The sequence below is a fragment of the Pantoea sp. GM_Pan_4 genome (assembly GCF_026541005.1).
GTDB classification, from domain to species: Bacteria; Pseudomonadota; Gammaproteobacteria; order Enterobacterales; family Enterobacteriaceae; genus Pantoea; species Pantoea dispersa.
In genome coordinates, this window is sequence record NZ_JALNUZ010000002.1 from 260,876 (window position 1) to 283,918 (window position 23,043).

A 23,043-nucleotide genomic window follows, 5' to 3' on the forward strand; every position below is an offset into this window, starting at 1 on the left:
GTTCCGTCTGGCACCCGGTAAGTCATGGGATTCAGCAAAGGATGGCCCTGCCAGGTGTGAACGGCTGCGCGATAAAGACAGGGATCTTCTCACCGGCTCGCCAGTCACTCCGCTGTGGCGCAGAACTGGCCTTCCAGGAATGAAAAAAATGAAGCATTACTCGCGGTTAACCTTCGCAATTTTGATCGAACTGGGGCTCAGCGCCTCACTGCTTTCCGGCAGCGCCTGGGCAGCAGAGACTTCCAGCAAGACGACTTCCAGCAACGCCTCTTCTCCCGACGCCAGCGCAATGGACGGTGGCACCTTAATGGTGACGGCCCAGCAGCAGACGCTGCAGGCACCGGGGGTTTCCACCATCACCGCCGATGAGATCAAAAAGCATCCGCCGGCGCGCGATGTCTCAGAAATTATCCGTACCATGCCGGGGGTTAACCTGACCGGTAACTCGACCAGCGGCCAGCGCGGCAACAACCGTCAGATCGATATTCGCGGCATGGGACCGGAAAATACCCTGATCATGGTGGACGGCATGCCGATCACCAGCCGTAACTCAGTGCGTCTCGGCTGGCGCGGTGAGCGTGATACGCGCGGCGATACCAACTGGGTGCCGCCGGAGATGATTGATCACATCGACGTGATTCGCGGGCCGGCCGCGGTGCGCTACGGTAACGGCGCGGCGGGCGGTGTGGTGAACATCATCACCAAAAAGTACAGCGATCAGCAGTGGCACGGTTCGTGGAATACCTACTTCAACGCGCCGGAACACAAATCGGAAGGGGCAACCAAACGCACCAACTTCAGCCTTGAAGGGCCGCTGGGCGACGACTTCAACTTCCGGCTGTATGGCGGCTTAGCCAAAACCCAGGCCGACGCGTACGACATCAATGAAGGGCACGCGGCAGCGCGCACCGGCAGCTATGCTGGCAGCTACCCGGCAGGCCGCGAAGGCTCGGTGAACAAAGACATCAATGCGTTGCTGAGCTGGGCGTTTGCCCCCATGCAGACGCTGGAGCTGCAGGCTGGTTACAGTCGTCAGGGCAACCTGTACGCGGGCGATACGCAGAACACCAACACTAACGCGCTGGTGAAGAGCCTGTACGGCGATGAAACCAACCGTCTGTATCGCCAGAATATTTCACTGAAATGGACCGGCGCGTGGGACAACGGCATCAGCACCAGCAGCTGGGCGCGCTACGAGAAAACCCGCAATACGCGCATTAATGAAGGTCTGGCGGGCGGCACGGAAGGGATCTTCTCCAACAGCGGGTTCAATACCATCCAGCTGGACGATGTGCTGCTGCACAGTGAAATCAGCCTGCCGTTTGAGCTGGGCGTCAATCAGACCGCGACGCTGGGCACCGAGTGGAACCAGCAGCGCATGAAAGATCCTTCGTCGACCACCCAGGCCGCCAGCAATGGCGCTGTGCCAGGCATCGCCAGCACCGGCCGCAGTCCTTATGCCCAGGCGGAGATTTTCTCCCTGTTTGCCGAAGACAACATGGAGCTGACCGACAGCACCATGCTGACGCCGGCGCTGCGCTTCGATCATCACTCCATCGTTGGCAACAACTGGAGCCCGTCGCTTAACCTGTCACAGGGGCTGGGCGATGACTTCACGCTGAAGATGGGGATTGGCCGGGCCTACAAAGCGCCGAGTCTGTACCAGACGAACCCGAACTACCTGCTGTACAGCAACGGCCAGGGCTGCGCCGCCAGCACCGGCGCCTGCTATCTGCAGGGTAATCCGAATCTGAAAGCGGAAAACAGCATCAATAAAGAAGTTGGGCTGGAGTGGAAGCATGAAGGTTATCAGGCCGGTCTGACCTGGTTCCGTAACGACTACCGTAACAAGATTGAAGCTGGCTATGCGCCTTCAGGTAAAGCCTCTAACGGCACCACGGATATCTATCGCTGGGAGAACGTGCCGAAAGCGGTGGTGGAAGGGCTGGAAGGTACGGTCAATGTTCCTTTCTCTGACAGCGTGATGTGGAATAACAACTTCACCTACATGCTGCAGAGCAAGAACAAGGAGACCGGTGATCGTCTGTCGATCATTCCGGAGTATACGCTGAACTCGACGCTGAGCTGGCAGGCAACGCAGGATCTGTCGCTGCAAACCACCCTGACGTGGTACGGCACCCAGACGCCGAAGAAGTACGACTACAAAGGACAGCCGGTGACCGGCAGCGCCACCGACAAAGTGAGCCCGTACTCGATTGTCGGCCTGAGCGGTACTTACGATATCAATAAGTACGCCAGCGTGACGCTGGGCATCGATAACCTGTTCGATAAGCGCCACTTCCGTGAGGGCAATGCGCAAACCACCGGTAACGCCACCACCGGCGCTTATCTCTACGGTGCCGGTGCCAATACCTATAACGAATCAGGCCGTACTTACTATATGAGCCTCAACACCCACTTCTGACGGCGTTCAGCCAATCAGTTGCGTTGGCAAACAGCAGCGGGCGACCAGTCCGCTGCTGTCTTCGCGGTTGACCAGTTCCAGCCTGCCGCGATGCATCTGCACAATACGCAGCACAATGTTCAGGCCCAGGCCGCTGCCGCCATAGCGTTGATCGCGCCGCCGGAACGCCTGCGTCAGCTCTTCTGCCGCATCGGCATCAATACCCGGCCCCTGATCCCACACTTCAACCCAGACCTGCTGTTGCACCTGACGCAGCTTCACCTGCACGCTGCTGCCTTCCGGACTGTAGCGCGATGCGTTCTCCAGCAAATTACGCAGCATCAGGCGCAGCAGCACCGCTTCACCCTGCTGCGGCACATCGTCGCCGTCTGGCCAGTGCAGCGTCTGCTGACGCTGGGCATACAGTTCAGCCATCTCCGGCATCAGCGGCTGCATGATGTCACGCTGCCACTGTAGCTGCTGATAGTGGCCGCCCGCCAGCGCCTGACCGGCGCGCGACAGCATCAGCAGCTGTTCGACGGTGTGCATCAACTGGTCGATACGCTCAATCAGCATGGCGCTTTGCGGCACCTGCTGCTGATGCAGAAGCTCGAGATGCAGGCGAAGCCCGGCCAGCGGCGTACGCAGCTCGTGCGCGGCGTCGGCGGTGAATAATCGCTCCTGCTGCAGCGTGTGGTCGAGACGGGAAAACAGCTGGTTGATAGAGGAGGTGACCGCAACGATCTCATCCATCTCGGAGTAAATCGGCAGCGGCGTCAGGTTGTCGGCAGAGCGGTGGGCAAGGCTGTCCTGTAGCGATTTGAGCGGACGGATAATCCAGTTGATGGCCCAGAACGACAGTAGCAGCGTCAGGCTTACCATCACCAGCGAAGGCAGCAACAGCGAGGCTATGGCCTCACGGATCTCATTCTCCACGCGATCGTTACGCGCCTGGGCCGACAGGGTTTCGTTGACGAGGAAACTGATCTGTTCGCGGCTTTCGTGCCACAGCCAGATGGCGCTCATCACCTGGCAGGTGAGGAGAATCAGCGCCAGCATGATCAGTAACCGCTGACGCATGCTGTTCATTCGCGCAGTTCCAGCCGGTAGCCAACGCCGCGCACGGTTTTGATGCGATCTTTTCCCAGCTTGCGGCGCAGATTATGAATGTGGACTTCTAAAGTGTTGGAGCCGGGATCGTCGTTCCAGCTGTAGAGATCCTGCTGCAGCGTTTCGCGATGCACATTCTGCCCCACGCGCATCAGCAGGCGGGTGAGCAGGGCAAACTCTTTGGGGGTGATCTCCAGCGGCAGATTTTCCAGCAGCACCTGCTGCGAGCTGAGATTGAGCGTCAGATCGCCCTGCTGCAGCAGGTTGTCGCTGTGCCCCTGATAGCGGCGGATCAGCGCGCGCACCCGCGCCTGCAGTTCTGCCAGTGCAAACGGCTTGACCAGGTAATCGTCGGCACCGGCGTCCAGCCCGTCAACGCGATCCTCCAGCGCATCGCGCGCGGTCAGGATCAGCACCGGCACCGCGATGCCGTCGCGTCGCCACTGGCGCAGCAGCGTGGCGCCATCGCGATCCGGCAGACCGAGATCCAGCACGATCAGGCTGTACTGGCTGCTGCGCAGCAGGGCGTTGCTTTCCGCCGCGCTGCCAGCGCAATCCACGGCGTAGCCCTCGCTGCTCAGCGCCTGCGCTAGCCCCGATTGTAATAACGCATCATCTTCAACGATCAACAGTTTCATTAGTTGTTCTTGTTAATGTCGGTATAGAGGCGGCTCTCAAAGCGCACCAGCGGAATCCGCCGCGTTTTCTGGTCTTCCGGCGGTACCGCATAGCCAGAGAGGAACTGGACAAAGGCCACGCGCGCACCGCTCGACGTGGTGATGAACCCAGCCAGATTATAGACGCCCTGCAGCGAACCGGTTTTTGCCGACACTTTGCCATCCAGTCCCGCTTCGTGCAGACCGCCGCGATACTGCAGCGTGCCGTCATAACCCGCCAGCGGCAGCATCGAAATATAATTCAGCGTAGCGTCATTTTTGGCGATGAACTGCAGCACCTGCATCATGGTATCCGGCGCGATCAGGTCGTGACGCGACAGGCCGGAACCATCCACCTGAATGCTATTGCCGAGGTCGACGCCGGCTTTTTCGCGCAGCACACGCCTGACCGCATCCGAACCGGCGCGGAAAGTACCCGGCACGTTAAAGTAGTGATGGCCGATGGTGCGGAACACGGTATCAGCGATCATGTTGTCTGACTTTTTCAGCATGGTGTGCAGCAGGTTGTGCAGCGGTGCGGACTGCGTCGAGGCCAGCACCGTGCCCGGTGACGTCACCTGCGTCTGGCGCACTAAATGGCCGCTGTAATCAATATCGGCGTCGCGCAGCTGCGCTTTAAGGATCTCGCCGGCCCACGCGGCGCCATCCTGCACGGCAAACGCCAGGGGCAGTGGTTCCGCACGCTGGCGCATACAGCCGGTCAGCGTGTAGCGATTAAGCTCGCCGGGCACCACGTCGAGCTCGCAATACTGCCCGTCACCGCTGTTGCGTCCGATCGTGCGCACCTGGCTGAACATGTGCGCCGGATAATAAGAGGCGATGCGCACAAAAGCGTTTTCGCCGGGCGTATTGGCACTGTAGAGCGAAACCGAGAAGCAGTTTTTATCAACAATCGCCGCACCAGGCGGGGCGCTGAAACACTGTGTCAGATCGTTCCACGGCCAGCCTGGCGCCATATCGTGACTGGCGAACACCGAGGTGTCGATCACCAGATTGCCTTTGATATGGTTGATGCCCTGCTTTTTCAGCGCCGCCACCATATTGCGCAGATCCTGGCGGCTGAGCGTCGGATCGCCGGCAAAGCGCGCTACCAGGTCGCCATTTAAGGTGCCATCGCTGACTGCGCCTTTGGTCTCCAGAGTGGTCTGAAAACGGAAGTCCGGGCCCAGCTCCAGCAGTGCCGCCAGCGCGGTGATCACTTTCATGGTACTGGCCGGCAACGCCATCTGTTTGCCGTGATAGTCGATTATCGGGGTGGATGCGCCCACTTTTTGTACCATCAGCGCCAGGTTTGCGCCGTCTGGCAAATACTGCATGTATTCTTCAACGGGTGCTGCTTGTGCCTGCAGCATAAACGCACAGGTTAATCCGGTAACAAGTCGTGAAAATCGCATAATCTCGCGGTAACTGACGGGTGAAGGCGTCAATACTATGTCCCCGGACGGTGCAAAGTAAACAATGACCCACAGGGAACTCTGGGGTAAAATACGTATCAAAATGCAAAACCGATACCTGACCCGGAAAGCTTTCCGGGTCAGGATTCTTTTGCTTGTGAAAAGAGGTTACGCGCCGCAGAAGCCGATCTTCTGCTGTCACCGGTCAGGATGACGCCGTTAACCAGGATAGATGACGAGGAGCCAAAATGAATCAGATTCCGATGACGTTGAAAGGCGCTGAGAAGCTGCGTGAAGAGCTGAACGAACTGAAAACCGTTAAGCGTCCGCGCATCATCGCCTCTATCGCCGAAGCCCGTGAGCACGGCGATCTGAAAGAGAATGCCGAATACCACGCTGCGCGCGAAGAACAGGGGTTCTGCGAAGGGCGTATTCAGGAGATCGAAGCCAAGCTCTCCAATGCACAGGTGATTGACGTGACCGCCATGCCGAAAACCGGCCGCGTGATTTTTGGCGCCACCGTCACCGTGCTGAATGTCGATACCGATGAAGAGTTTACTTACCGGATTGTCGGTGACGACGAAGCGGACTTTAAACAGAACCTGATTTCCGTGAATTCGCCGATGGCGCGCGGTCTGGTGGGCAAAGAGGCCGATGACGTGGCTATTGTCAAAACCCCAGGCGGCGACGTGGAATATGAAGTACTGAAAGTGGAATACATCTAAGATATTGCTACGCTTTGAAATGCGCAGCTGCATATTGTAAAGAAAGGAAAAAGGCCGCGCTGCGGCCTTTTATCCCATGCAGGAGCATGGCACTTTCTCTGCCCGTCGGACGAGCCGTAACGGTACGCTTAACGTGGCAGAGTAATTTTGCGCTCTTTGGCAGGGCGATACAGCACCAGCACGTTGCCGATAACCTGAACGTTGTTTGCCTTAGTTTCACGCACGATAGCGTCCACGATCAGCTGCTTGGTTTCACGATCTTCCGAGGCAATTTTTACCTTGATCAATTCGTGATGTTCGAGCGCCTGTTCGATCTCGGCGAGCACGCCTTCAGTCAGGCCATTGCCGCCCAGCATGACCACTGGCTTCAGTGGATGGGCAAGGCCTTTCAGGTGCTGTTTTTGTTTGGTACTCAGATTCATCGTATTTTTTGCTTACTCAGGGATTGAAAACGGTTCATTCTACCGCCATCTCGGGTATATCGCCAAATCAACGCGACCCATTGCGTGCTGATTTATCGCTACGATGACGATTTAACTGGAAATATTATGACGGGTAAAAAGCGTTCGGCCAGTTCCAGTCGCTGGCTTCAGGAACACTTTAGCGATAAATATGTGCAACAGGCACAGAAAAAAGGGTTGCGCTCGCGCGCCTGGTTTAAACTGGATGAAATTCAGCAGGGTGACAAGCTGTTCAAACCCGGTATGACCGTGGTTGACCTGGGCGCTGCGCCCGGCGGCTGGTCGCAATATGTGGTACAACAGATTGGTTCGGGTGGCCGTATTATTGCCTGCGATCTGCTGCCGATGGATCCCATCGTCGGCGTTGACTTCCTGCAGGGCGATTTTCGCGACGAAGCGGTGTTGAAAGCGTTACTGGAGCGCGTGGGCGACCAGAAAGTGCAGGTGGTGATGTCGGACATGGCGCCGAACATGAGCGGTACGCCTGCAGTCGATATCCCGCGTTCCATGTATTTAGTTGAACTGGCGTTAGAAATGTGTCGGGATGTACTGGCACCTGGCGGCAGTTTTGTAGTGAAAGTGTTTCAGGGAGATGGCTTCGATGAATACCTGCGGGAAATTCGCTCCCTGTTTACGAAAGTGAAAATTCGTAAGCCGGACGCTTCGCGATCACGTTCGCGCGAAGTGTACATTGTGGCGACAGGGCGCAAACTGTAGCCCTCCATACCGGAATCAAAGCAAGGCGAAACGGCGTTTATTCTGATGCGTAATTCTGAGTTTCAGGCTAAACAGGCAAAATCATCAGCGCCGCGATTCCAGGTATGAAGGATATATAGTACCCTACGCTGTCTGTTAACACCGTTGTAATATGAGGTTAATCCCTTGAGTGACATGGCGAAAAACCTGATTCTCTGGTTAGTCATCGCGGTCGTGCTGATGTCAGTATTCCAGAGCTTTGGGCCCAGCGAGTCGAATGGCCGTAGGGTTGATTATTCAACCTTCCTGTCGGAAGTGAACCAGGATCAGGTCCGCGAGGCACGTATTAACGGGCGTGAGATCAACGTAACCAAAAAAGACAGTAATAAATACACGACCTACATTCCTGTCAACGATCCCAAGTTACTCGATAACCTGTTGACCAAAAACGTCAAAGTTGTGGGTGAACCACCAGAAGAGCCGAGCCTGCTGGCTTCCATCTTCATCTCCTGGTTCCCGATGCTGCTACTGATTGGCGTGTGGATCTTCTTTATGCGGCAGATGCAGGGCGGCGGCGGCAAGGGCGCGATGTCCTTCGGCAAGAGCAAAGCCCGTATGCTGACCGAAGACCAGATCAAAACCACCTTTGCTGACGTTGCGGGTTGCGACGAAGCAAAAGAAGAGGTGGGTGAGCTGGTGGAATACCTGCGTGAGCCGAGCCGCTTCCAGAAGCTGGGCGGTAAAATCCCGAAAGGCGTGCTGATGGTGGGCCCTCCGGGTACCGGTAAAACGCTGCTGGCGAAAGCGATTGCCGGCGAAGCGAAAGTACCGTTCTTTACGATTTCCGGTTCTGACTTCGTAGAAATGTTTGTCGGTGTCGGTGCATCACGTGTGCGCGACATGTTCGAGCAGGCGAAGAAAGCGGCACCGTGCATCATCTTTATCGATGAGATCGATGCGGTGGGTCGTCAGCGTGGCGCCGGTTTAGGCGGTGGTCACGACGAACGTGAGCAGACGCTGAACCAGATGCTGGTTGAGATGGATGGCTTCGAAGGCAATGAAGGCATCATCGTTATCGCCGCGACTAACCGTCCGGACGTACTGGACCCGGCGCTGCTGCGTCCAGGCCGTTTTGACCGCCAGGTGGTGGTAGGTCTGCCAGACGTGCGCGGCCGTGAACAGATTCTGAAAGTGCATATGCGTCGTGTGCCGCTGGCAACCGACATTGATGCCGCGATTATCGCACGTGGTACGCCGGGCTTCTCCGGTGCGGATCTGGCGAACCTGGTCAACGAAGCGGCGCTGTTCGCTGCGCGTGGCAACAAGCGCGTGGTGTCGATGGTCGAGTTCGAGAAAGCGAAAGACAAAATCATGATGGGTGCGGAACGTCGCTCCATGGTGATGACGGAAGCGCAGAAAGAATCCACCGCGTATCACGAAGCGGGCCATGCGATTATTGGTCGCCTGGTGCCGGAACACGATCCGGTGCATAAAGTGACGATTATCCCGCGCGGCCGTGCGCTGGGTGTGACCTTCTTCCTGCCTGAAGGCGACGCGATCAGCGCCAGCCGTCAGAAGCTGGAGAGCCAGATTTCAACGCTGTACGGCGGTCGTCTGGCAGAAGAGATCATCTACGGGGCGGAACACGTTTCTACCGGTGCTTCAAACGACATCAAAGTGGCGACCAACCTGGCGCGCAACATGGTGACGCAGTGGGGCTTCTCGGAAAAACTCGGTCCGCTGCTGTATGCGGAAGAGGACGGTGAAGTGTTCCTCGGCCGTTCAGTGGCGAAAGCCAAACACATGTCGGACGAAACGGCACGCATCATCGACCAGGAAGTTAAGCACCTGATCGACAGCAACTACCAGCGTGCACGCCGTATTCTGGGTGAGAACATGGACATCCTTCACGCGATGAAAGACGCGCTGATGAAGTATGAAACCATCGACGCACCGCAGATCGACGACCTGATGGCGCGCCGCGAAGTGCGTCCGCCAGCAGGCTGGGAAGATCCAGGCAGCAACAACTCTGACAGCAACGGTACGCCAAAGGCGCCACGTCCGGTTGATGAACCGCGTACGCCAAACCCAGGCAACACCATGTCAGAACAGTTCGACAAGTAACAGGCCTGTTCCTAAGCAAAAACCCCGGCTGGTCCGGGGTTTTTTACATTCCACAATCCAGTGATTCCTCAGGGAGATTTTCGCCATGAAGTTGTACGCCCGTGATACCCATCTCGATCTGTCGTTTCCCCATGTGATGGGAATTTTAAATGTCACGCCGGACTCCTTTTCTGATGGCGGAACGCACAACACGCTGGTCGACGCGCTCACGCACACCAACGAGATGGTGAATGCCGGTGCCACGATTATCGATGTGGGCGGCGAATCAACGCGTCCCGGTGCCGATGAAGTCTCAGTGGAAGAGGAACTGGCGCGGGTGATTCCGGTGGTGGAAGCCATTGCGCAGCGCTTTGAAGTGTGGATTTCGGTGGATACGTCAAAAGCAGAAGTGATCCGCGAAGCTGCGCGAGTAGGCGCTCACATCATTAACGATATCCGCTCGCTGTCCGAGCCGGGTGCGTTACAGGCCGCCGCAGATACTGGTCTGCCGGTATGCCTGATGCACATGCAGGGCGAACCGCGCACCATGCAGCAGGCACCGGAATATCAGCATATCGTAAGCGAAGTGGACGCTTACTTCGCTGCGCAGATTGCGCGCTGTGAAGCGGCCGGCATTAAAAAAGAGCGTCTGCTGCTCGACCCGGGCTTCGGTTTCGGTAAGAATCTCAGCCACAATTATGAGCTGCTGGCGCATCTCAGTGATTTTCACCATCATGGTCTGCCGCTGCTGGTGGGCATGTCGCGTAAGTCGATGATTGGCCAGCTGTTAAACGTCGGCCCGGCACAGCGTCTGACCGGCAGCCTGAGCTGCGCGGTGATCGCCGCCATGCAGGGCGCGCAGATTATTCGCGTGCATGACGTTAAAGAAACTGTCGAAGCGATGCGCATCGTCGAGGCGACACGGAGAGCAAAAGGATAAAGGCATGAGCGATCGTAAATATTTCGGTACGGATGGGATTCGCGGCAAAGTGGGTGAAGCGCCCATTACCCCGGACTTTGTGTTGAAGCTGGGTTTTGCTGCCGGCAAAGTGCTGGCCCGTTCCGGCTCGCGCAAGGTATTGATTGGTAAAGATACACGGATTTCCGGCTACATGCTGGAATCGGCGCTGGAAGCCGGTCTGGCGGCTGCCGGGCTGTCTGCGGCTTTCACCGGCCCGATGCCCACGCCGGCCATTGCCTACCTGACGCGCACTTTCCGCGCCGAGGCGGGCATCGTGATCTCCGCGTCGCACAACCCGTTTGACGACAACGGCATCAAATTCTTCTCTGCCGAAGGCACCAAACTGCCGGACGACGTCGAAGCCGCCATTGAGCTGGAGCTGGAGAAGCCGCTGACCTGCGTCGAATCCGCTGAGCTGGGCCGTGCCAGCCGCATCGTCGATGCCGCCGGGCGTTACATTGAGTTCTGCAAAGGCACTTTTCCCAGCGAGCTGAGCCTGAACGGGCTGAAGATCGTGGTGGACTGTGCCAACGGCGCGACCTATCACATCGCGCCGAATGTGCTGCGTGAACTGGGTGCGAAGGTGATTGCGATTGGCGTGCAGCCGGACGGCATGAACATCAACAAAGAGTGCGGCGCTACCGATTTGCGTCAGCTGCAGCAGCGCGTGCTGGATGAAAAAGCCGATCTCGGCCTGGCCTATGACGGCGACGGCGATCGCATCATGATGGTGGATCACCTTGGACAGAAGGTGGATGGCGACCAGATTCTCTACATCATCGCGCGTGAAGCGCTGCGTCAGGGCCAGCTGCGTGGCGGCGTGGTCGGTACGCTGATGAGCAACATGGGGCTGGAGCTGGCGCTGAAACAGCTGGGGATTCCGTTTACCCGCGCCAAAGTGGGCGACCGCTATGTGCTGGAAAAAATGCAGGAGAAGGGCTGGCGCATGGGCGCGGAGAACTCCGGCCATGTGATCCTGCTGGATAAAATCAGCACCGGTGACGGCATCGTAGCAAGTTTGCAAGTGCTCACTGCGATTGTGCGCAACCACATGAGTCTGCACGATCTGTGCAGCGGCATGAAGATGCTGCCACAGGTGCTGGTGAATGTGCGTTTCAGCGGCAGCCACGATCCGCTGGAGAGCGACAGCGTCAAAGCGGCTGCCGCAGAGGTGGAAAAAACGCTGGCCGGGCGCGGGCGCGTGCTGTTGCGTAAATCCGGCACCGAGCCGCTGATTCGCGTAATGGTGGAAGGCGAGGATGAGGCGCAGGTGACCGAGCTGGCGCACAAAATTGCTGATGCGGTAAAAGCGGTGTAACCGCGTTACGGGCGGTCAGTTTGCTGCTTTCCGCCTGTAAAATCACCGGGATGGCGCTTTTTTCCGCAATCGCAAAACTTCATGTAAATTGCGCTTGCAGAGGTATGCGCCTTTGGTTAGTATTCACACCCGCTTCTGATGGGTGATGACGAGACTCCCCGTCAATATTGGTTGAAGCTTTAACTGTGCGGATAACGCGCAAGGAAACAGGTTGATTATGTACGAAGCTCTGTTGGTTGTTTTCCTTATTGTAGCGATTGGCCTCGTTGGTCTGATCATGCTGCAGCAAGGCAAAGGCGCTGATATGGGAGCCTCATTCGGTGCAGGCGCTTCTGGTACGCTGTTCGGTTCAACCGGGTCTGGTAACTTCATGACTCGCATGACCGCGGTACTGGCTACGCTGTTCTTCATCATCAGTCTGATTCTGGGCAACCTGAACAGTAACAAGACTTCCAAAGGAAGCGAGTGGGAAAACCTCAGCGCGCCGGCTCAGTCTCAACAGCAGACTCAGCCAGCTAAACCGGCAACGCCGGGCAATGATATCCCGCAGTAAGATCGTCAGCGCTAAAGCGACATCGTATCGTCGCAGTCAGTGAAGTGCCGAGGTGGTGGAATTGGTAGACACGCTACCTTGAGGTGGTAGTGCCCGATTGGGCTTACGGGTTCAAGTCCCGTCCTCGGTACCAAATCTCAGTATAACTTGCATTTTTCGCAAGATCGGCGTAATATTCGCCACGTTTTCGGACGCGGGGTGGAGCAGCCTGGTAGCTCGTCGGGCTCATAACCCGAAGGTCGTCGGTTCAAATCCGGCCCCCGCAACCACTTTCCCTTAGAGTTCTTTTTCAAATATACTGTATGCATCGACGGACGCATCCGCAGTCAGTTTTGAAAAAAATTCTGCTGGATGGTGTGCCGAAGCCGCATCGCGGCATACAGGGTCCAGTCACAAAAAGCCCCGAATATTCGGGGTTTTTTGTTATCAGGAAATCGTAACACTGGGCTTTAGGCCCTTTTTTTATGTCTTGGGGGTGGGCTTGTCCACATTAGAGCAAAAGTTGACAGAGTTGATCTCTGCTCCGGTAGAAGCGCTTGGCTACGAATTGGTCGGTATCGAGTTCATTCGTGGTCGCACATCAACCTTGCGCATCTATATTGATAGTGAAGAGGGTATCAATGTTGATGATTGCGCCGATGTTAGCCACCAGGTCAGCGCTGTAATGGATGTGGAAGATCCTATTACGGTGGCTTACAACCTTGAAGTTTCCTCACCGGGTCTCGATCGCCCTCTGTTCACCGCGGAGCACTATGCGCGTTTCGCTGGTGAAGAGGTGAGCCTGGTACTGCGTATGGCCGTGCAGAACCGCCGTAAATGGCAGGGCATCATCAAGTCTGTCGAAGGCGAGATGATCACGGTAACCGTTGAGGGTAACGATGAAGTGTTCGCGCTGAGCAACATTCAGAAAGCGAACCTGGTCCCCCACTTTTAAAAGTCCGGATTGAGGCTAACCAGGATGAACAAAGAGATCTTAGCTGTAGTAGAAGCCGTTTCTAACGAAAAAGCCCTGCCGCGTGAGAAAATCTTCGAAGCGCTGGAGAGCGCTTTGGCCACTGCGACCAAGAAGAAGTATGAGCAGGAAATCGACGTGCGCGTCAGCATTGACCGTCGCAGCGGCGATTTCGACACCTTCCGTCGCTGGGTGGTTGTAGAAGAAGTCACGCAGCCAACGCGCGAGATCACGCTGGAAGCAGCACGCTTTGAAGATGAAGCCTTCAATCTGGGCGATTATGTTGAAGATCAGATCGAATCTGTCACCTTCGACCGTATCACCACGCAGACCGCGAAACAGGTTATCGTCCAGAAAGTGCGTGAAGCCGAGCGCGCGATGGTGGTCGATCAGTTCCGCGAGCAGGAAGGCGAAATCATCACCGGCGTGGTGAAGAAAGTGAATCGCGACAACATTTCACTGGATCTCGGCAACAACGCCGAAGCGGTGATTGTGCGTGAAGACATGCTGCCGCGTGAAAACTTCCGCCCGGGTGACCGTATTCGCGGCGTGCTGTATGCCGTGCGTCCGGAAGCGCGTGGTGCGCAACTGTTCGTTACCCGCTCCAAACCAGAGATGCTGATCGAACTGTTCCGCATTGAAGTGCCGGAGATTGGCGAAGAAGTTATCGAGATCAAAGCGGCAGCGCGCGATCCGGGTTCACGCGCCAAAATTGCTGTAAAAACTAACGACAAACGTATCGATCCGGTCGGTGCCTGCGTCGGTATGCGCGGTGCGCGCGTGCAGGCGGTGTCCAGCGAGCTGGGCGGCGAGCGTATTGATATCGTGCTGTGGGACGACAACCCGGCACAGTTCGTGATTAACGCCATGGCACCTGCCGATGTGGCGTCAATTGTGGTGGATGAAGACAATCACACCATGGATATCGCTGTTGAAGCCGGCAATCTGGCTCAGGCGATTGGCCGTAATGGCCAAAACGTGCGTCTGGCATCCCAGCTGAGCGGCTGGGAGCTGAACGTGATGACCGTCGATGATCTGCAGGCGAAGCATCAGGCCGAAGCCCATGCAGCGATCGATATGTTCACTAAACATCTCGACATCGACGAAGAGTTCGCCACCGTTCTGGTGGAAGAGGGCTTCTCTTCGCTGGAAGAATTGGCTTACGTGCCAATCAACGAGCTGCTGGAAATCGACGGCCTCGACGAAGAGACCATTGAAGCCCTGCGTGAACGAGCAAAAAATGCGTTAACCACCCTGGCATTAGCGAAAGAAGAGAGCCTTGGTAATCAGGAACCTGCTGAGGACCTGCTGAATCTTGAAGGCCTGGATCGTGCGCTGGCGTATCGCCTGGCGTCAAAAGGCGTTTGCACGCTGGAAGATCTCGCTGAGCAAGGTGTTGACGATCTGACAGATATTGAAGGGCTGGATGATGAGAAAGCCGGTGCGCTGATTATGGCTGCACGTAATATCTGCTGGTTCGGCGATGACGCGTAATAACAGGAAGGAACAGCATGACAGATGTAACCGTAAAATCGCTGGCCGCCGAAATTCAGACTCCGGTCGATCGCCTGGTACAGCAATTTGCTGATGCAGGGATCCGTAAGTCTGAAAACGACGCCGTATCCCAGCAAGAGAAAGAGACCTTACTGTCCCACCTGAATCGTGAGCACGGTCAGACCGGTTCAGGCAAACTGACGTTGCAGCGCAAAACGCGCAGCACCTTGAATATTCCAGGCACCGGGGGTAAAAGTAAGTCGGTGCAAATCGAAGTCCGCAAAAAGCGCACATACGTGAAAGGTGATGCCGACGCTGAGCAAGCTCAGGCGGAAGCAGAAGCCGAGGCGCAGCGTGAAGCGGAAGAGCAGGCGCGTCGCGAGGCTGAAGAACAAGCCCGTCGCGAAGCTGAACAAAAAGCGCAACGTGAAGCCGAAGAGAAAGCCAAGCGCGAAGCCGCTGACAAGGCTAAGCGTGAAGCAGCGGAAAATGAGAAAGTGACTAATCAACCTACCGACGAAATGACCAAGGCTGCGCAATCTGACAAAGCCCGTCGTGAAGCTGAAGCCGCCGAACTGAAGCGTAAAGCGGAAGAAGAAGCGCGCCGTAAGCTGGAAGAGAATGCGCGCCGCGCGGCGGAAGAAGCCCGTCGTCTGGCCGAAGAGAAAGCCGCTGAATGGGAAAAACCAGAGGAAGAAGATAAGGGCGACTACCACGTCACCACTTCAACTCATGCCCGTCAGGCAGAAGACGAAAACGATCGCGAAGTTGAAGGCGGTCGTGGTCGCACCCGCACCACCAAGGCAGCGCGTCCGGCCAAAAAGGGCAACAAGCACTCTGAAGCCAAAACTGACCGTGAAGAAGCGCGTGCTCAGGTACGCGGCGGTAAAGGTGGCAAACATCGTAAACCAAGCACGCTGCAGCAGGGCTTCAACAAACCTGCTCAGGCGGTGAACCGTGACGTCATCATTGGCGAAACCATCACCGTTGCCGAACTGGCCAACAAAATGGCGGTGAAAGGCTCGCTGGTTATTAAAGCGATGATGAAGATGGGTGCCATGGCGACCATCAACCAGGTTATCGATCAGGAAACCGCCCAGCTGGTGGCCGAAGAGATGGGTCACAAAGTGATCCTGCGCCGCGAGAACGAGCTGGAAGAAGCGGTAATGGACGATCGTGATACCGATGCTGCGCAGGAAAGTCGTGCGCCGGTCGTGACCATCATGGGTCACGTTGACCACGGTAAAACCTCGCTGCTGGACTACATCCGCTCCACCAAAGTCGCCTCCGGCGAAGCGGGCGGGATTACCCAGCATATCGGTGCGTATCACGTTGAAACCGATAACGGCATGATCACCTTCCTCGACACCCCGGGCCACGCCGCGTTTACCGCAATGCGTGCACGTGGTGCGCAGGCCACGGATATCGTTATCCTGGTGGTGGCGGCTGACGATGGCGTGATGCCACAAACCGTCGAAGCTATCCAGCACGCGAAAGCGGCCGGTGTGCCGGTGGTCGTGGCCGTGAACAAGATCGACAAACCAGAAGCCGATCCGGATCGCGTGAAGAACGAGCTGACTCAGTACGGTATCATTCCGGAAGAGTGGGGCGGCGAGAACATGTTCGTTAACGTCTCGGCGAAAGCCGGTACCGGCATCGACGACCTGCTGAACGCAATTCTGCTGCAGGCGGAAGTACTGGAGCTGACTGCGATTCGTCAGGGTATGGCGAGCGGTGTGGTGATCGAATCGTTCCTCGACAAAGGTCGTGGTCCGGTAGCAACCGTGCTGGTGCGTGAAGGTACGCTGAACAAGGGCGATATCGTACTGTGCGGCTTCGAATATGGCCGTGTGCGTGCGATGCGTGACGAACTGGGTCGCGAAGTGCTGGAAGCGGGTCCATCGATTCCGGTGGAAATCCTCGGTCTGTCCGGTGTGCCGGCAGCGGGTGACGAAGCGACCGTGGTGCGTGACGAGAAGAAAGCGCGTGAAGTGGCACTGTATCGTCAGGGCAAATTCCGTGAAGTCAAACTGGCGCGTCAGCAGAAGTCCAAGCTGGAAAACATGTTTGCCAACATGACCGAAGGCGAAGTGTCCGAGCTGAACATCGTCCTGAAGTCCGACGTACAGGGTTCTGTGGAAGCGATCTCCGACTCGCTGCTGAAACTCTCCACCGACGAAGTGAAGGTGAAGATTATCGGTTCTGGCGTGGGCGGTATCACCGAAACCGACGCCACCCTGGCCGCTGCGTCCAACGCGATCATCCTCGGCTTCAACGTGCGTGCTGATGCCTCTGCGCGTCGCGTGATTGACGCTGAAAACGTTGACCTGCGCTACTACTCCGTCATCTATAACCTGATTGACGAAGTGAAAGCAGCCATGAGCGGCATGCTGGCACCGGAGTTCAAACAGCAGATTATCGGTCTGGCCGAAGTCCGTGACGTATTCAAGTCACCGAAATTTGGCGCGATTGCCGGCTGTATGGTCACCGAAGGCAACATCAAACGTCACAACCCGATCCGCGTACTGCGCGACAACGTGGTTATCTATGAAGGCGAGCTGGAATCTCTGCGTCGCTTCAAAGATGACGTCAACGAAGTGCGTAACGGCATGGAGTGTGGTATCGGCGTGAAGAACTACAACGACGTTCGCGTTGGCGATATGATCGAAGTGTTCGAAGTGATTGAAGTTAAACGCACCATCGAGTAATTGCTGGTCGATGTGATGCAATTTGGGAGGCCTCTGGCCTCCCGAATTATTTGGGAGAAATAGTATGGCGAAAGAGTTTGGTCGCCCACAGCGCGTGGCGCAGGAGTTGCAGAAAGAGATTGCGATCATCCTGCAGCGCGAAATCAAAGACCCACGTCTGGGTATGATGGTCACCGTGTCTGGCGTTGAGGTGTCACGCGATCTGGCGTATGCCAAAGTGTTCGTGACCTTCCTGAACGACCAGGATGAAGAAGCGGTGAAAAACGGCCTCAAAGCGCTGAAAGAAGCGTCTGGCTACATCCGTATTCTGCTCGGTAAAGCGATGCGTCTGCGCATCGTGCCGGAGCTGACCTTCTTCTACGATAACTCGCTGATTGAAGGGATGCGCATGTCGAATCTGGTGTCTAACGTGATCAGAAACGATGCTGAGCGACGGGGTGAAAGCCCGGCGGAAGACGACAAGGAGGACTGATGAGTCGTCCTCGTCGCCGTGGTCGTGATGTCCACGGTGTTTTCCTGCTGGATAAACACCAGGGCGCATCCTCCAACGATGTGCTGCAAAAAGTAAAACGCCTGTTTAATGCTAACAAGGCGGGCCATACCGGCGCGCTCGATCCGCTGGCCACCGGTATGCTGCCGATTTGCCTCGGCGAAGCCACCAAGTTTTCCCGCTATCTGCTGGATTCGGACAAGCGGTACCGCGTGATTGCCCGTCTGGGCCAGCGCACCGATACCTCCGATGCGGACGGCAATATCGTTGAAACGCGGCCGATGACCTTCAGCCAGGCTGAGCTGGATGTGGCGCTGGAGAGCTTTCGCGGCGAGACGCTGCAGGTGCCCACCATGTTCTCGGCGCTCAAGTATCAGGGCCGCAAGCTGTACGAATATGCGCGCGAAGGCATCACCGTGCCGCGTGAAGCGCGACCGATTACCGTGTTTGAACTGCAGTTTATTCGCTGGCAGGGCGACGAGCTGGAACTGGAAATCCATGTTTCCAAAGGCACCTACATTCGCACCATCATTGACGATTTAGGTGAGAAGCTCGGCTGCGGTGCACATGTAATCATGCTGCGCCGTCTGCAGGTGGCGCGTTACCCGATTGCGCGCATGATGACGCTGGAACAGCTGCAGGCGCTGGCGGCGCAGGTTAATGCGGCGGAAACGCCGGATTACGCACCGCTGGACGCGTTGCTGTTGCCAATGGACAGCCCGGCGGAAGATTTTCCAGCGGTCAATCTGCCCACGCCGATCGCGGCCTGGTTCAAACAGGGCATGCCGGTCCAGGCGGAAAACGCGCCGGCCAGCGGGCTGGTGCGGGTGACCGAAGGTGAGCAGCAGAAATTTATCGGTATGGCGGAAATCGCCGACGATGGTCGCGTGGCACCGCGTCGTCTGGTAGTGGAGTTTGCCGACTGACCGCGTATTACCGCTGGGCGTTACAGCGCATTTGCGTTGCTACCGGGCGAAGAGTAGAATAGCGCGGCTTTAAAAGCGGGCTGCTGAATTAGAGATCGGCACCCATACATTCATTTTTTACTGGAGTTTATTATGTCTCTAAGCGTAGAAGCTAAAGCAGAGATCGTTGCTAAATACGGTCGTGGCGCTAACGACAGCGGTTCAACTGAAGTTCAGGTTGCTCTGCTGACTGCTCAGATTAACCACCTGCAGGGTCACTTCTCTGAGCACAAGAAAGACCACCACAGCCGTCGCGGTCTGCTGCGCATGGTATCCCAGCGTCGTAAGCTGCTGGACTACCTGAAGCGTAAAGACGTTGCACGTTACACCAGCCTGATCGAAAGCCTGGGTCTGCGTCGCTAAGTCTGAAGAATCTGATCAACGATGTAGCGCATGCAGTATGCAAAAAACCGCATCTGGCGATCAGATTTGTGCGAGTTTCGCGAAAAGGGGGCCTTTATGGCCCCTTTTTTCGAGCAATCCGCAGCAATCCGGACCAAACTCATGTATTGTTGCTGAGAGTGATCTTTGCTTGCAGAGGTTCGCGCGGCTAATGAGAGGCTTTACCGCAGGGGCGGTTAAGGGTTGTCATTAGTCGCGAGGATGCAACTAAAGATCGGTAATCCCCGGCGGGCCGAGCAGGCTTTGCCACGAATTTAAGGACTTAAATTTTGCTGAACCCGATCGTACGCAAATTCCAATATGGTCAGCATACCGTCACGCTGGAAACCGGCATGATGGCGCGCCAGGCCACCGCAGCAGTAATGGTAAGCATGGACGACACCGCGGTATTCGTTACCGTCGTGGGCCAGAAAAAAGCCAAAGCCGGTCAGGACTTCTTCCCTCTGACAGTGAACTATCAGGAGCGTACTTACGCTGCTGGCCGTATTCCGGGCAGCTTCTTCCGTCGTGAAGGCCGTCCAAGCGAAGGCGAAACCCTGATTGCGCGTCTGATTGACCGCCCGGTGCGTCCGCTGTTCCCGGAAGGTTTTGTTAACGAAGTACAGGTTATCGCGACTGTGGTATCCGTGAACCCGCAGGTTAACCCGGACATCGTTGCAATGATCGGTGCTTCTGCTGCGCTGTCACTGTCTGGCATTCCGTTCAACGGCCCAATCGGTGCGGCACGCGTCGGTTACATCAACGATCAGTACGTGCTGAACCCAACCGCGGATGAGATCAAACAGTCTCGTCTGGATCTGGTGGTTGCCGGTACGCAGAATGCAGTGCTGATGGTGGAATCTGAAGCGGACATCCTGACCGAAGATCAGATGCTGGGTGCTGTGGTGTTCGGCCACGACCAGCAGCAGGTTGTGATTGAAAACATCAATGCGCTGGTGGCCGAAGCCGGCAAACCACGCTGGGACTGGCAGCCAGAGCCGGCGAACGATGCGCTGATCGCACGCGTTGCCGCCCTGGCCGAAGCGCGCATCAGCGATGCGTACCGCATCACTGACAAGCAGGAGCGCTATGCGCAGGTTGGCGTCATCAAAGACGAAACCATCGCCGCACTGCTGGCTGAAGACGAAACGCTGGATGATGCCGAAATCGGTGACATCGTACACAGCCTGGAAAAGAACGTGGTGCGTACCCGTATCCTGAACGGCGAACCGCGTATCGATGGCCGTGAAAAAGATATGATCCGTGGTCTGGACGTGCGCACTGGCGTACTGCCGCGTACCCACGGTTCTGCGCTGTTTACCCGTGGTGAAACGCAGGCGCTGGTCGCTGCCACCCTCGGTACCGCGCGTGACGCACAGAATCTCGATGAGCTGATGGGCGAGCGTACTGACAGCTTCCTGTTCCACTACAACTTCCCTCCGTACTCCGTGGGCGAAACCGGTATGGTTGGCTCACCGAAGCGTCGTGAAATTGGTCACGGCCGTCTGGCGAAGCGTGGCGTGCTGGCAGTAATGCCTAAACAGGATGCGTTCCCGTACACCGTGCGCGTCGTGTCTGAAATCACCGAATCGAACGGTTCTTCTTCTATGGCTTCCGTGTGCGGTGCATCGCTGGCACTGATGGACGCTGGCGTACCGATCAAAGCGGCCGTTGCCGGTATCGCGATGGGTCTGGTGAAAGAAGACGAGAAGTTCGTGGTGCTGTCTGACATCCTCGGCGACGAAGATCACCTCGGCGATATGGACTTCAAAGTAGCCGGTAGCCGTGAAGGTATCACCGCGCTGCAGATGGACATCAAAATTGAAGGTATCACCCGTGAAATCATGCAGGTGGCACTGAACCAGGCCAAGGGTGCGCGTCTGCACATTCTGAGCGTGATGGAACAGGCGATCAGCACGCCGCGTCAGGAGATCTCCGAGTTCGCGCCGCGCATCTACACCATCAAGATCAACTCAGACAAGATCAAAGACGTCATCGGTAAAGGCGGTTCAGTTATCCGTGCGCTGACCGAAGAGACCGGCACCACCATCGAAATCGAAGATGATGGCACCGTGAAGATCGCAGCGACCGACGGCCTGAAAGCCAAAGAAGCGATTCGCCGCATCGAAGAGATCACCGCTGAGATCGAAGTGGGCCGTATCTACGCCGGTAAAGTGACCCGTATCGTTGATTTCGGTGCCTTCGTGGCGATCGGCGGCGGTAAAGAAGGTCTGGTACACATTTCTCAGATCGCCGACAAGCGCGTAGAGAAAGTGACCGATTACCTGCAGATGGGTCAGGAAGTGCCAGTTAAAGTGATGGAAGTGGATCGTCAGGGCCGCGTTCGTCTCAGCATCAAAGAAGCGACAGAGCAGAAGCCAGCAGAAGAAACCGCTGCGGTGAGTGCACCTGACGCTGAGTAAGCGTTTTCCTGATCAGCCGCTCCCTGCCAGCTGGCGGGGAGCGGTGTTTGTATACCCGAAATGCGTCGCGCGCTGGTCAGCGCACCAGTTAGCTGAAGCAGGACGGGTATCATCGCGAGGGCGGGAACCCTTGTGCATAGCAGGCGGATGACAGGATGGTTATCCCAATGTTTGTATTCGGGAGTGGGAAATGAAGCCTTTTTTGCGCTGGTGTTTTGTTGCGACAGCTATCACGCTGGCAGGATGCAGCAACTCCAATTGGCGTAAGAACGAAGTTCTGGCAGTACCTTTGCAGCCCACACTGCAGCAAGAGGTTATTCTGGCGCGAATGGAACAAATTCTTGCCAGTCGGGCCCTGACCGATGATGAACGCGCACAGCTGTTATATGAGCGCGGAGTGTTGTATGATAGTTTGGGTCTGAGGGCATTAGCGCGAAACGATTTCTCGCAAGCGCTGTCTATCAGACCGGATATGCCGGAAGTGTTTAACTATCTCGGCATTTACTTAACGCAGGCAGGCAATTTTGATGCTGCCTATGAAGCGTTTGATTCTGTACTTGAGCTTGATCCAACTTACAACTATGCGCATTTAAACCGTGGTATCGCCCTCTATTACGGCGGTCGATACAAGTTAGCGCAAGATGATCTGCTGGCGTTTTATCAAGACGATCCTAACGATCCGTTCCGCAGCCTGTGGCTCTACCTCGTTGAACGCGAGATGGATGCCGACAAGGCAAAAGTGACGCTACAACAGCGTTACGACAAGGCGGCTAAGGACCAATGGGGATGGAATATTGTCGAGTTCTACCTGGGCGACATCAGTGAAAAAACATTGATGGAACGTCTCAAGGCGGACGCAACGGATAACACCTCGCTCGCTGAACATCTCAGTGAAACCAACTTCTATTTAGGTAAGTACTACCTAAGTCTGGGGGAGAAGGACGACGCGAAAGCGTTGTTCAAACTGGCGGTGGCCAACAACGTCAATAACTTTGTTGAACACCGATACGCATTGTTGGAACTGGCGCAACTCGGCCAGACACAAGACGATTTATCAGAATCTGACCAGCAATAGCTGACGAACTTTTATTGCCTGATTTACCCGTAAAGTCATCGCCTGAACAGGTGAGGGCTTTTCTGTTCGTCAAAACTTCTAATTTGAGCCGGTTCACACTTTTTGATGAAAATGACTGAAAGTTTTCACGACGAGTTATGTAGACTGGCCGCC

General features: G+C 56.3%; 19 protein-coding genes and 2 tRNA genes. 17 read left to right on the top strand and 4 right to left on the bottom strand.

Translation table 11 applies throughout. The features are described 5' to 3' along the window. Nucleotides 1-148 precede the first annotated feature (148 nt). Complete coding sequence (locus tag OXR61_RS07230) at nucleotides 149-2,425, top strand: TonB-dependent siderophore receptor (RefSeq protein ID WP_058770686.1); 2,277 nt, start codon at nucleotides 149-151, stop codon at nucleotides 2,423-2,425. 6 nt (nucleotides 2,426-2,431) lie between these two features. Here OXR61_RS07230 and pmrB read toward each other — a convergent pair whose 3' ends face one another. Genes pmrB through dacB form a run of 3 tightly spaced genes read right to left on the bottom strand, consistent with a single transcriptional unit; the run spans nucleotide 2,432 to nucleotide 5,585 of the window. Then, complete coding sequence (gene pmrB / locus OXR61_RS07235) at nucleotides 2,432-3,493, bottom strand: two-component system sensor histidine kinase PmrB (RefSeq protein ID WP_021507712.1); 1,062 nt, start codon at nucleotides 3,491-3,493, stop codon at nucleotides 2,432-2,434. Further along, nucleotides 3,490-4,152 carry a two-component system response regulator PmrA gene (gene pmrA, locus OXR61_RS07240; RefSeq protein ID WP_021507711.1) on the bottom strand — a complete coding sequence of 221 codons (663 nt, stop codon included), beginning with the start codon at nucleotides 4,150-4,152 and terminating at the stop codon, nucleotides 3,490-3,492. Before pmrA ends, pmrB begins: the two co-directional genes overlap by 4 nt. After that, nucleotides 4,152-5,585, bottom strand: coding sequence for a serine-type D-Ala-D-Ala carboxypeptidase (dacB, locus tag OXR61_RS07245; RefSeq protein ID WP_031279733.1), 1,434 nt, complete (start codon nucleotides 5,583-5,585; stop codon nucleotides 4,152-4,154). Before dacB ends, pmrA begins: the two co-directional genes overlap by 1 nt. A 248-nt stretch (nucleotides 5,586-5,833) precedes the next feature. On the opposite strand from dacB, the gene greA reads away from it, so the two are divergent. Further along, complete coding sequence (gene greA, locus OXR61_RS07250; protein WP_021507709.1) at nucleotides 5,834-6,310, top strand: transcription elongation factor GreA; 477 nt, start codon at nucleotides 5,834-5,836, stop codon at nucleotides 6,308-6,310. Between the two features lie 128 nt (nucleotides 6,311-6,438). Here greA and yhbY read toward each other — a convergent pair whose 3' ends face one another. Continuing rightward, nucleotides 6,439-6,732, bottom strand: a complete 294-nt coding sequence (gene yhbY / locus OXR61_RS07255) for a ribosome assembly RNA-binding protein YhbY (RefSeq protein ID WP_010617345.1) — start codon at nucleotides 6,730-6,732, stop codon at nucleotides 6,439-6,441. A 126-nt stretch (nucleotides 6,733-6,858) separates the two neighbouring features. Between yhbY and rlmE the strand changes: the two genes are divergently transcribed. The 15 genes from rlmE (at nucleotide 6,859) to nlpI (ending at nucleotide 22,890) form a co-directional block, all read left to right on the top strand. After that, nucleotides 6,859-7,488 (top strand): 23S rRNA (uridine(2552)-2'-O)-methyltransferase RlmE, encoded by a 630-nt coding sequence (gene rlmE, locus OXR61_RS07260; RefSeq protein WP_021507708.1) that lies wholly within the window; start codon nucleotides 6,859-6,861, stop codon nucleotides 7,486-7,488. Nucleotides 7,489-7,662: 174 nt separating this feature from the next. Then, entirely contained in the window at nucleotides 7,663-9,591 is a 1,929-nt protein-coding gene (gene ftsH, locus OXR61_RS07265; protein ID WP_021507707.1) for an ATP-dependent zinc metalloprotease FtsH, read from the top strand. Nucleotides 9,592-9,676: 85 nt separating this feature from the next. Then, nucleotides 9,677-10,510 (top strand): dihydropteroate synthase, encoded by an 834-nt coding sequence (gene folP, locus OXR61_RS07270; protein WP_021507706.1) that lies wholly within the window; start codon nucleotides 9,677-9,679, stop codon nucleotides 10,508-10,510. A gap of 4 nt (nucleotides 10,511-10,514) precedes the next feature. Continuing rightward, nucleotides 10,515-11,849, top strand: a complete 1,335-nt coding sequence (gene glmM, locus OXR61_RS07275) for a phosphoglucosamine mutase (RefSeq protein ID WP_021507705.1) — start codon at nucleotides 10,515-10,517, stop codon at nucleotides 11,847-11,849. Nucleotides 11,850-12,066: 217 nt separating this feature from the next. Beyond that, nucleotides 12,067-12,402, top strand: a complete 336-nt coding sequence (gene secG / locus OXR61_RS07280; protein WP_010617340.1) for a preprotein translocase subunit SecG — start codon at nucleotides 12,067-12,069, stop codon at nucleotides 12,400-12,402. 46 nt (nucleotides 12,403-12,448) lie between these two features. Continuing rightward, nucleotides 12,449-12,535: transfer RNA gene (locus OXR61_RS07285), tRNA-Leu, on the top strand. Between the two features lie 59 nt (nucleotides 12,536-12,594). Further along, nucleotides 12,595-12,671 (top strand) — tRNA-Met (locus OXR61_RS07290). A 212-nt stretch (nucleotides 12,672-12,883) separates the two neighbouring features. Further along, a complete protein-coding gene (gene rimP, locus OXR61_RS07295; protein WP_031279732.1) occupies nucleotides 12,884-13,336 on the top strand; it encodes a ribosome maturation factor RimP in 453 nt (150 codons plus the stop codon). 24 nt (nucleotides 13,337-13,360) lie between these two features. Further along, the gene (gene nusA / locus OXR61_RS07300; protein WP_021507703.1) at nucleotides 13,361-14,848 is read left to right on the top strand and encodes a transcription termination factor NusA; all 1,488 of its coding nucleotides are present in this window, start codon (nucleotides 13,361-13,363) and stop codon (nucleotides 14,846-14,848) included. A gap of 17 nt (nucleotides 14,849-14,865) precedes the next feature. After that, the gene (gene infB / locus OXR61_RS07305; RefSeq protein ID WP_021507702.1) at nucleotides 14,866-17,556 is read left to right on the top strand and encodes a translation initiation factor IF-2; all 2,691 of its coding nucleotides are present in this window, start codon (nucleotides 14,866-14,868) and stop codon (nucleotides 17,554-17,556) included. A gap of 64 nt (nucleotides 17,557-17,620) precedes the next feature. Next, nucleotides 17,621-18,028, top strand: a complete 408-nt coding sequence (rbfA, locus tag OXR61_RS07310) for a 30S ribosome-binding factor RbfA (protein WP_021507701.1) — start codon at nucleotides 17,621-17,623, stop codon at nucleotides 18,026-18,028. Further along, nucleotides 18,028-18,972: a tRNA pseudouridine(55) synthase TruB gene (gene truB, locus OXR61_RS07315; RefSeq protein ID WP_021507700.1), complete on the top strand. Its 945-nt coding sequence runs from the start codon at nucleotides 18,028-18,030 to the stop codon at nucleotides 18,970-18,972. The genes rbfA and truB overlap by 1 nt, the downstream gene beginning before the upstream one ends. Before the next feature lie 132 nt (nucleotides 18,973-19,104). Further along, a complete protein-coding gene (gene rpsO / locus OXR61_RS07320) occupies nucleotides 19,105-19,374 on the top strand; it encodes a 30S ribosomal protein S15 (protein WP_010615981.1) in 270 nt (89 codons plus the stop codon). Between the two features lie 308 nt (nucleotides 19,375-19,682). Beyond that, complete coding sequence (gene pnp / locus OXR61_RS07325) at nucleotides 19,683-21,815, top strand: polyribonucleotide nucleotidyltransferase (protein WP_021507698.1); 2,133 nt, start codon at nucleotides 19,683-19,685, stop codon at nucleotides 21,813-21,815. Between the two features lie 190 nt (nucleotides 21,816-22,005). Then, complete coding sequence (gene nlpI, locus OXR61_RS07330; protein ID WP_021507697.1) at nucleotides 22,006-22,890, top strand: lipoprotein NlpI; 885 nt, start codon at nucleotides 22,006-22,008, stop codon at nucleotides 22,888-22,890. The last annotated feature ends 153 nt before the right edge of the window (nucleotides 22,891-23,043 follow it).

Bases quoted from the DNA above. Each gene is read 5' to 3' on its own strand.
- OXR61_RS07230 (WP_058770686.1), top strand. From the start codon at position 149: ATGAAGCATTACTCGCGGTTAACCTTCGCAATTTTGATCGAACTGGGG.
- pmrB (WP_021507712.1), bottom strand. From the start codon at position 3,493: ATGAACAGCATGCGTCAGCGGTTACTGATCATGCTGGCGCTGATTCTC.
- pmrA (WP_021507711.1), bottom strand. From the start codon at position 4,152: ATGAAACTGTTGATCGTTGAAGATGATGCGTTATTACAATCGGGGCTA.
- dacB (WP_031279733.1), bottom strand. From the start codon at position 5,585: ATGCGATTTTCACGACTTGTTACCGGATTAACCTGTGCGTTTATGCTG.
- greA (WP_021507709.1), top strand. From the start codon at position 5,834: ATGAATCAGATTCCGATGACGTTGAAAGGCGCTGAGAAGCTGCGTGAA.
- yhbY (WP_010617345.1), bottom strand. From the start codon at position 6,732: ATGAATCTGAGTACCAAACAAAAACAGCACCTGAAAGGCCTTGCCCAT.
- rlmE (WP_021507708.1), top strand. From the start codon at position 6,859: ATGACGGGTAAAAAGCGTTCGGCCAGTTCCAGTCGCTGGCTTCAGGAA.
- ftsH (WP_021507707.1), top strand. From the start codon at position 7,663: ATGGCGAAAAACCTGATTCTCTGGTTAGTCATCGCGGTCGTGCTGATG.
- folP (WP_021507706.1), top strand. From the start codon at position 9,677: ATGAAGTTGTACGCCCGTGATACCCATCTCGATCTGTCGTTTCCCCAT.
- glmM (WP_021507705.1), top strand. From the start codon at position 10,515: ATGAGCGATCGTAAATATTTCGGTACGGATGGGATTCGCGGCAAAGTG.
- secG (WP_010617340.1), top strand. From the start codon at position 12,067: ATGTACGAAGCTCTGTTGGTTGTTTTCCTTATTGTAGCGATTGGCCTC.
- nusA (WP_021507703.1), top strand. From the start codon at position 13,361: ATGAACAAAGAGATCTTAGCTGTAGTAGAAGCCGTTTCTAACGAAAAA.
- infB (WP_021507702.1), top strand. From the start codon at position 14,866: ATGACAGATGTAACCGTAAAATCGCTGGCCGCCGAAATTCAGACTCCG.
- rbfA (WP_021507701.1), top strand. From the start codon at position 17,621: ATGGCGAAAGAGTTTGGTCGCCCACAGCGCGTGGCGCAGGAGTTGCAG.
- truB (WP_021507700.1), top strand. From the start codon at position 18,028: ATGAGTCGTCCTCGTCGCCGTGGTCGTGATGTCCACGGTGTTTTCCTG.
- rpsO (WP_010615981.1), top strand. From the start codon at position 19,105: ATGTCTCTAAGCGTAGAAGCTAAAGCAGAGATCGTTGCTAAATACGGT.
- nlpI (WP_021507697.1), top strand. From the start codon at position 22,006: ATGAAGCCTTTTTTGCGCTGGTGTTTTGTTGCGACAGCTATCACGCTG.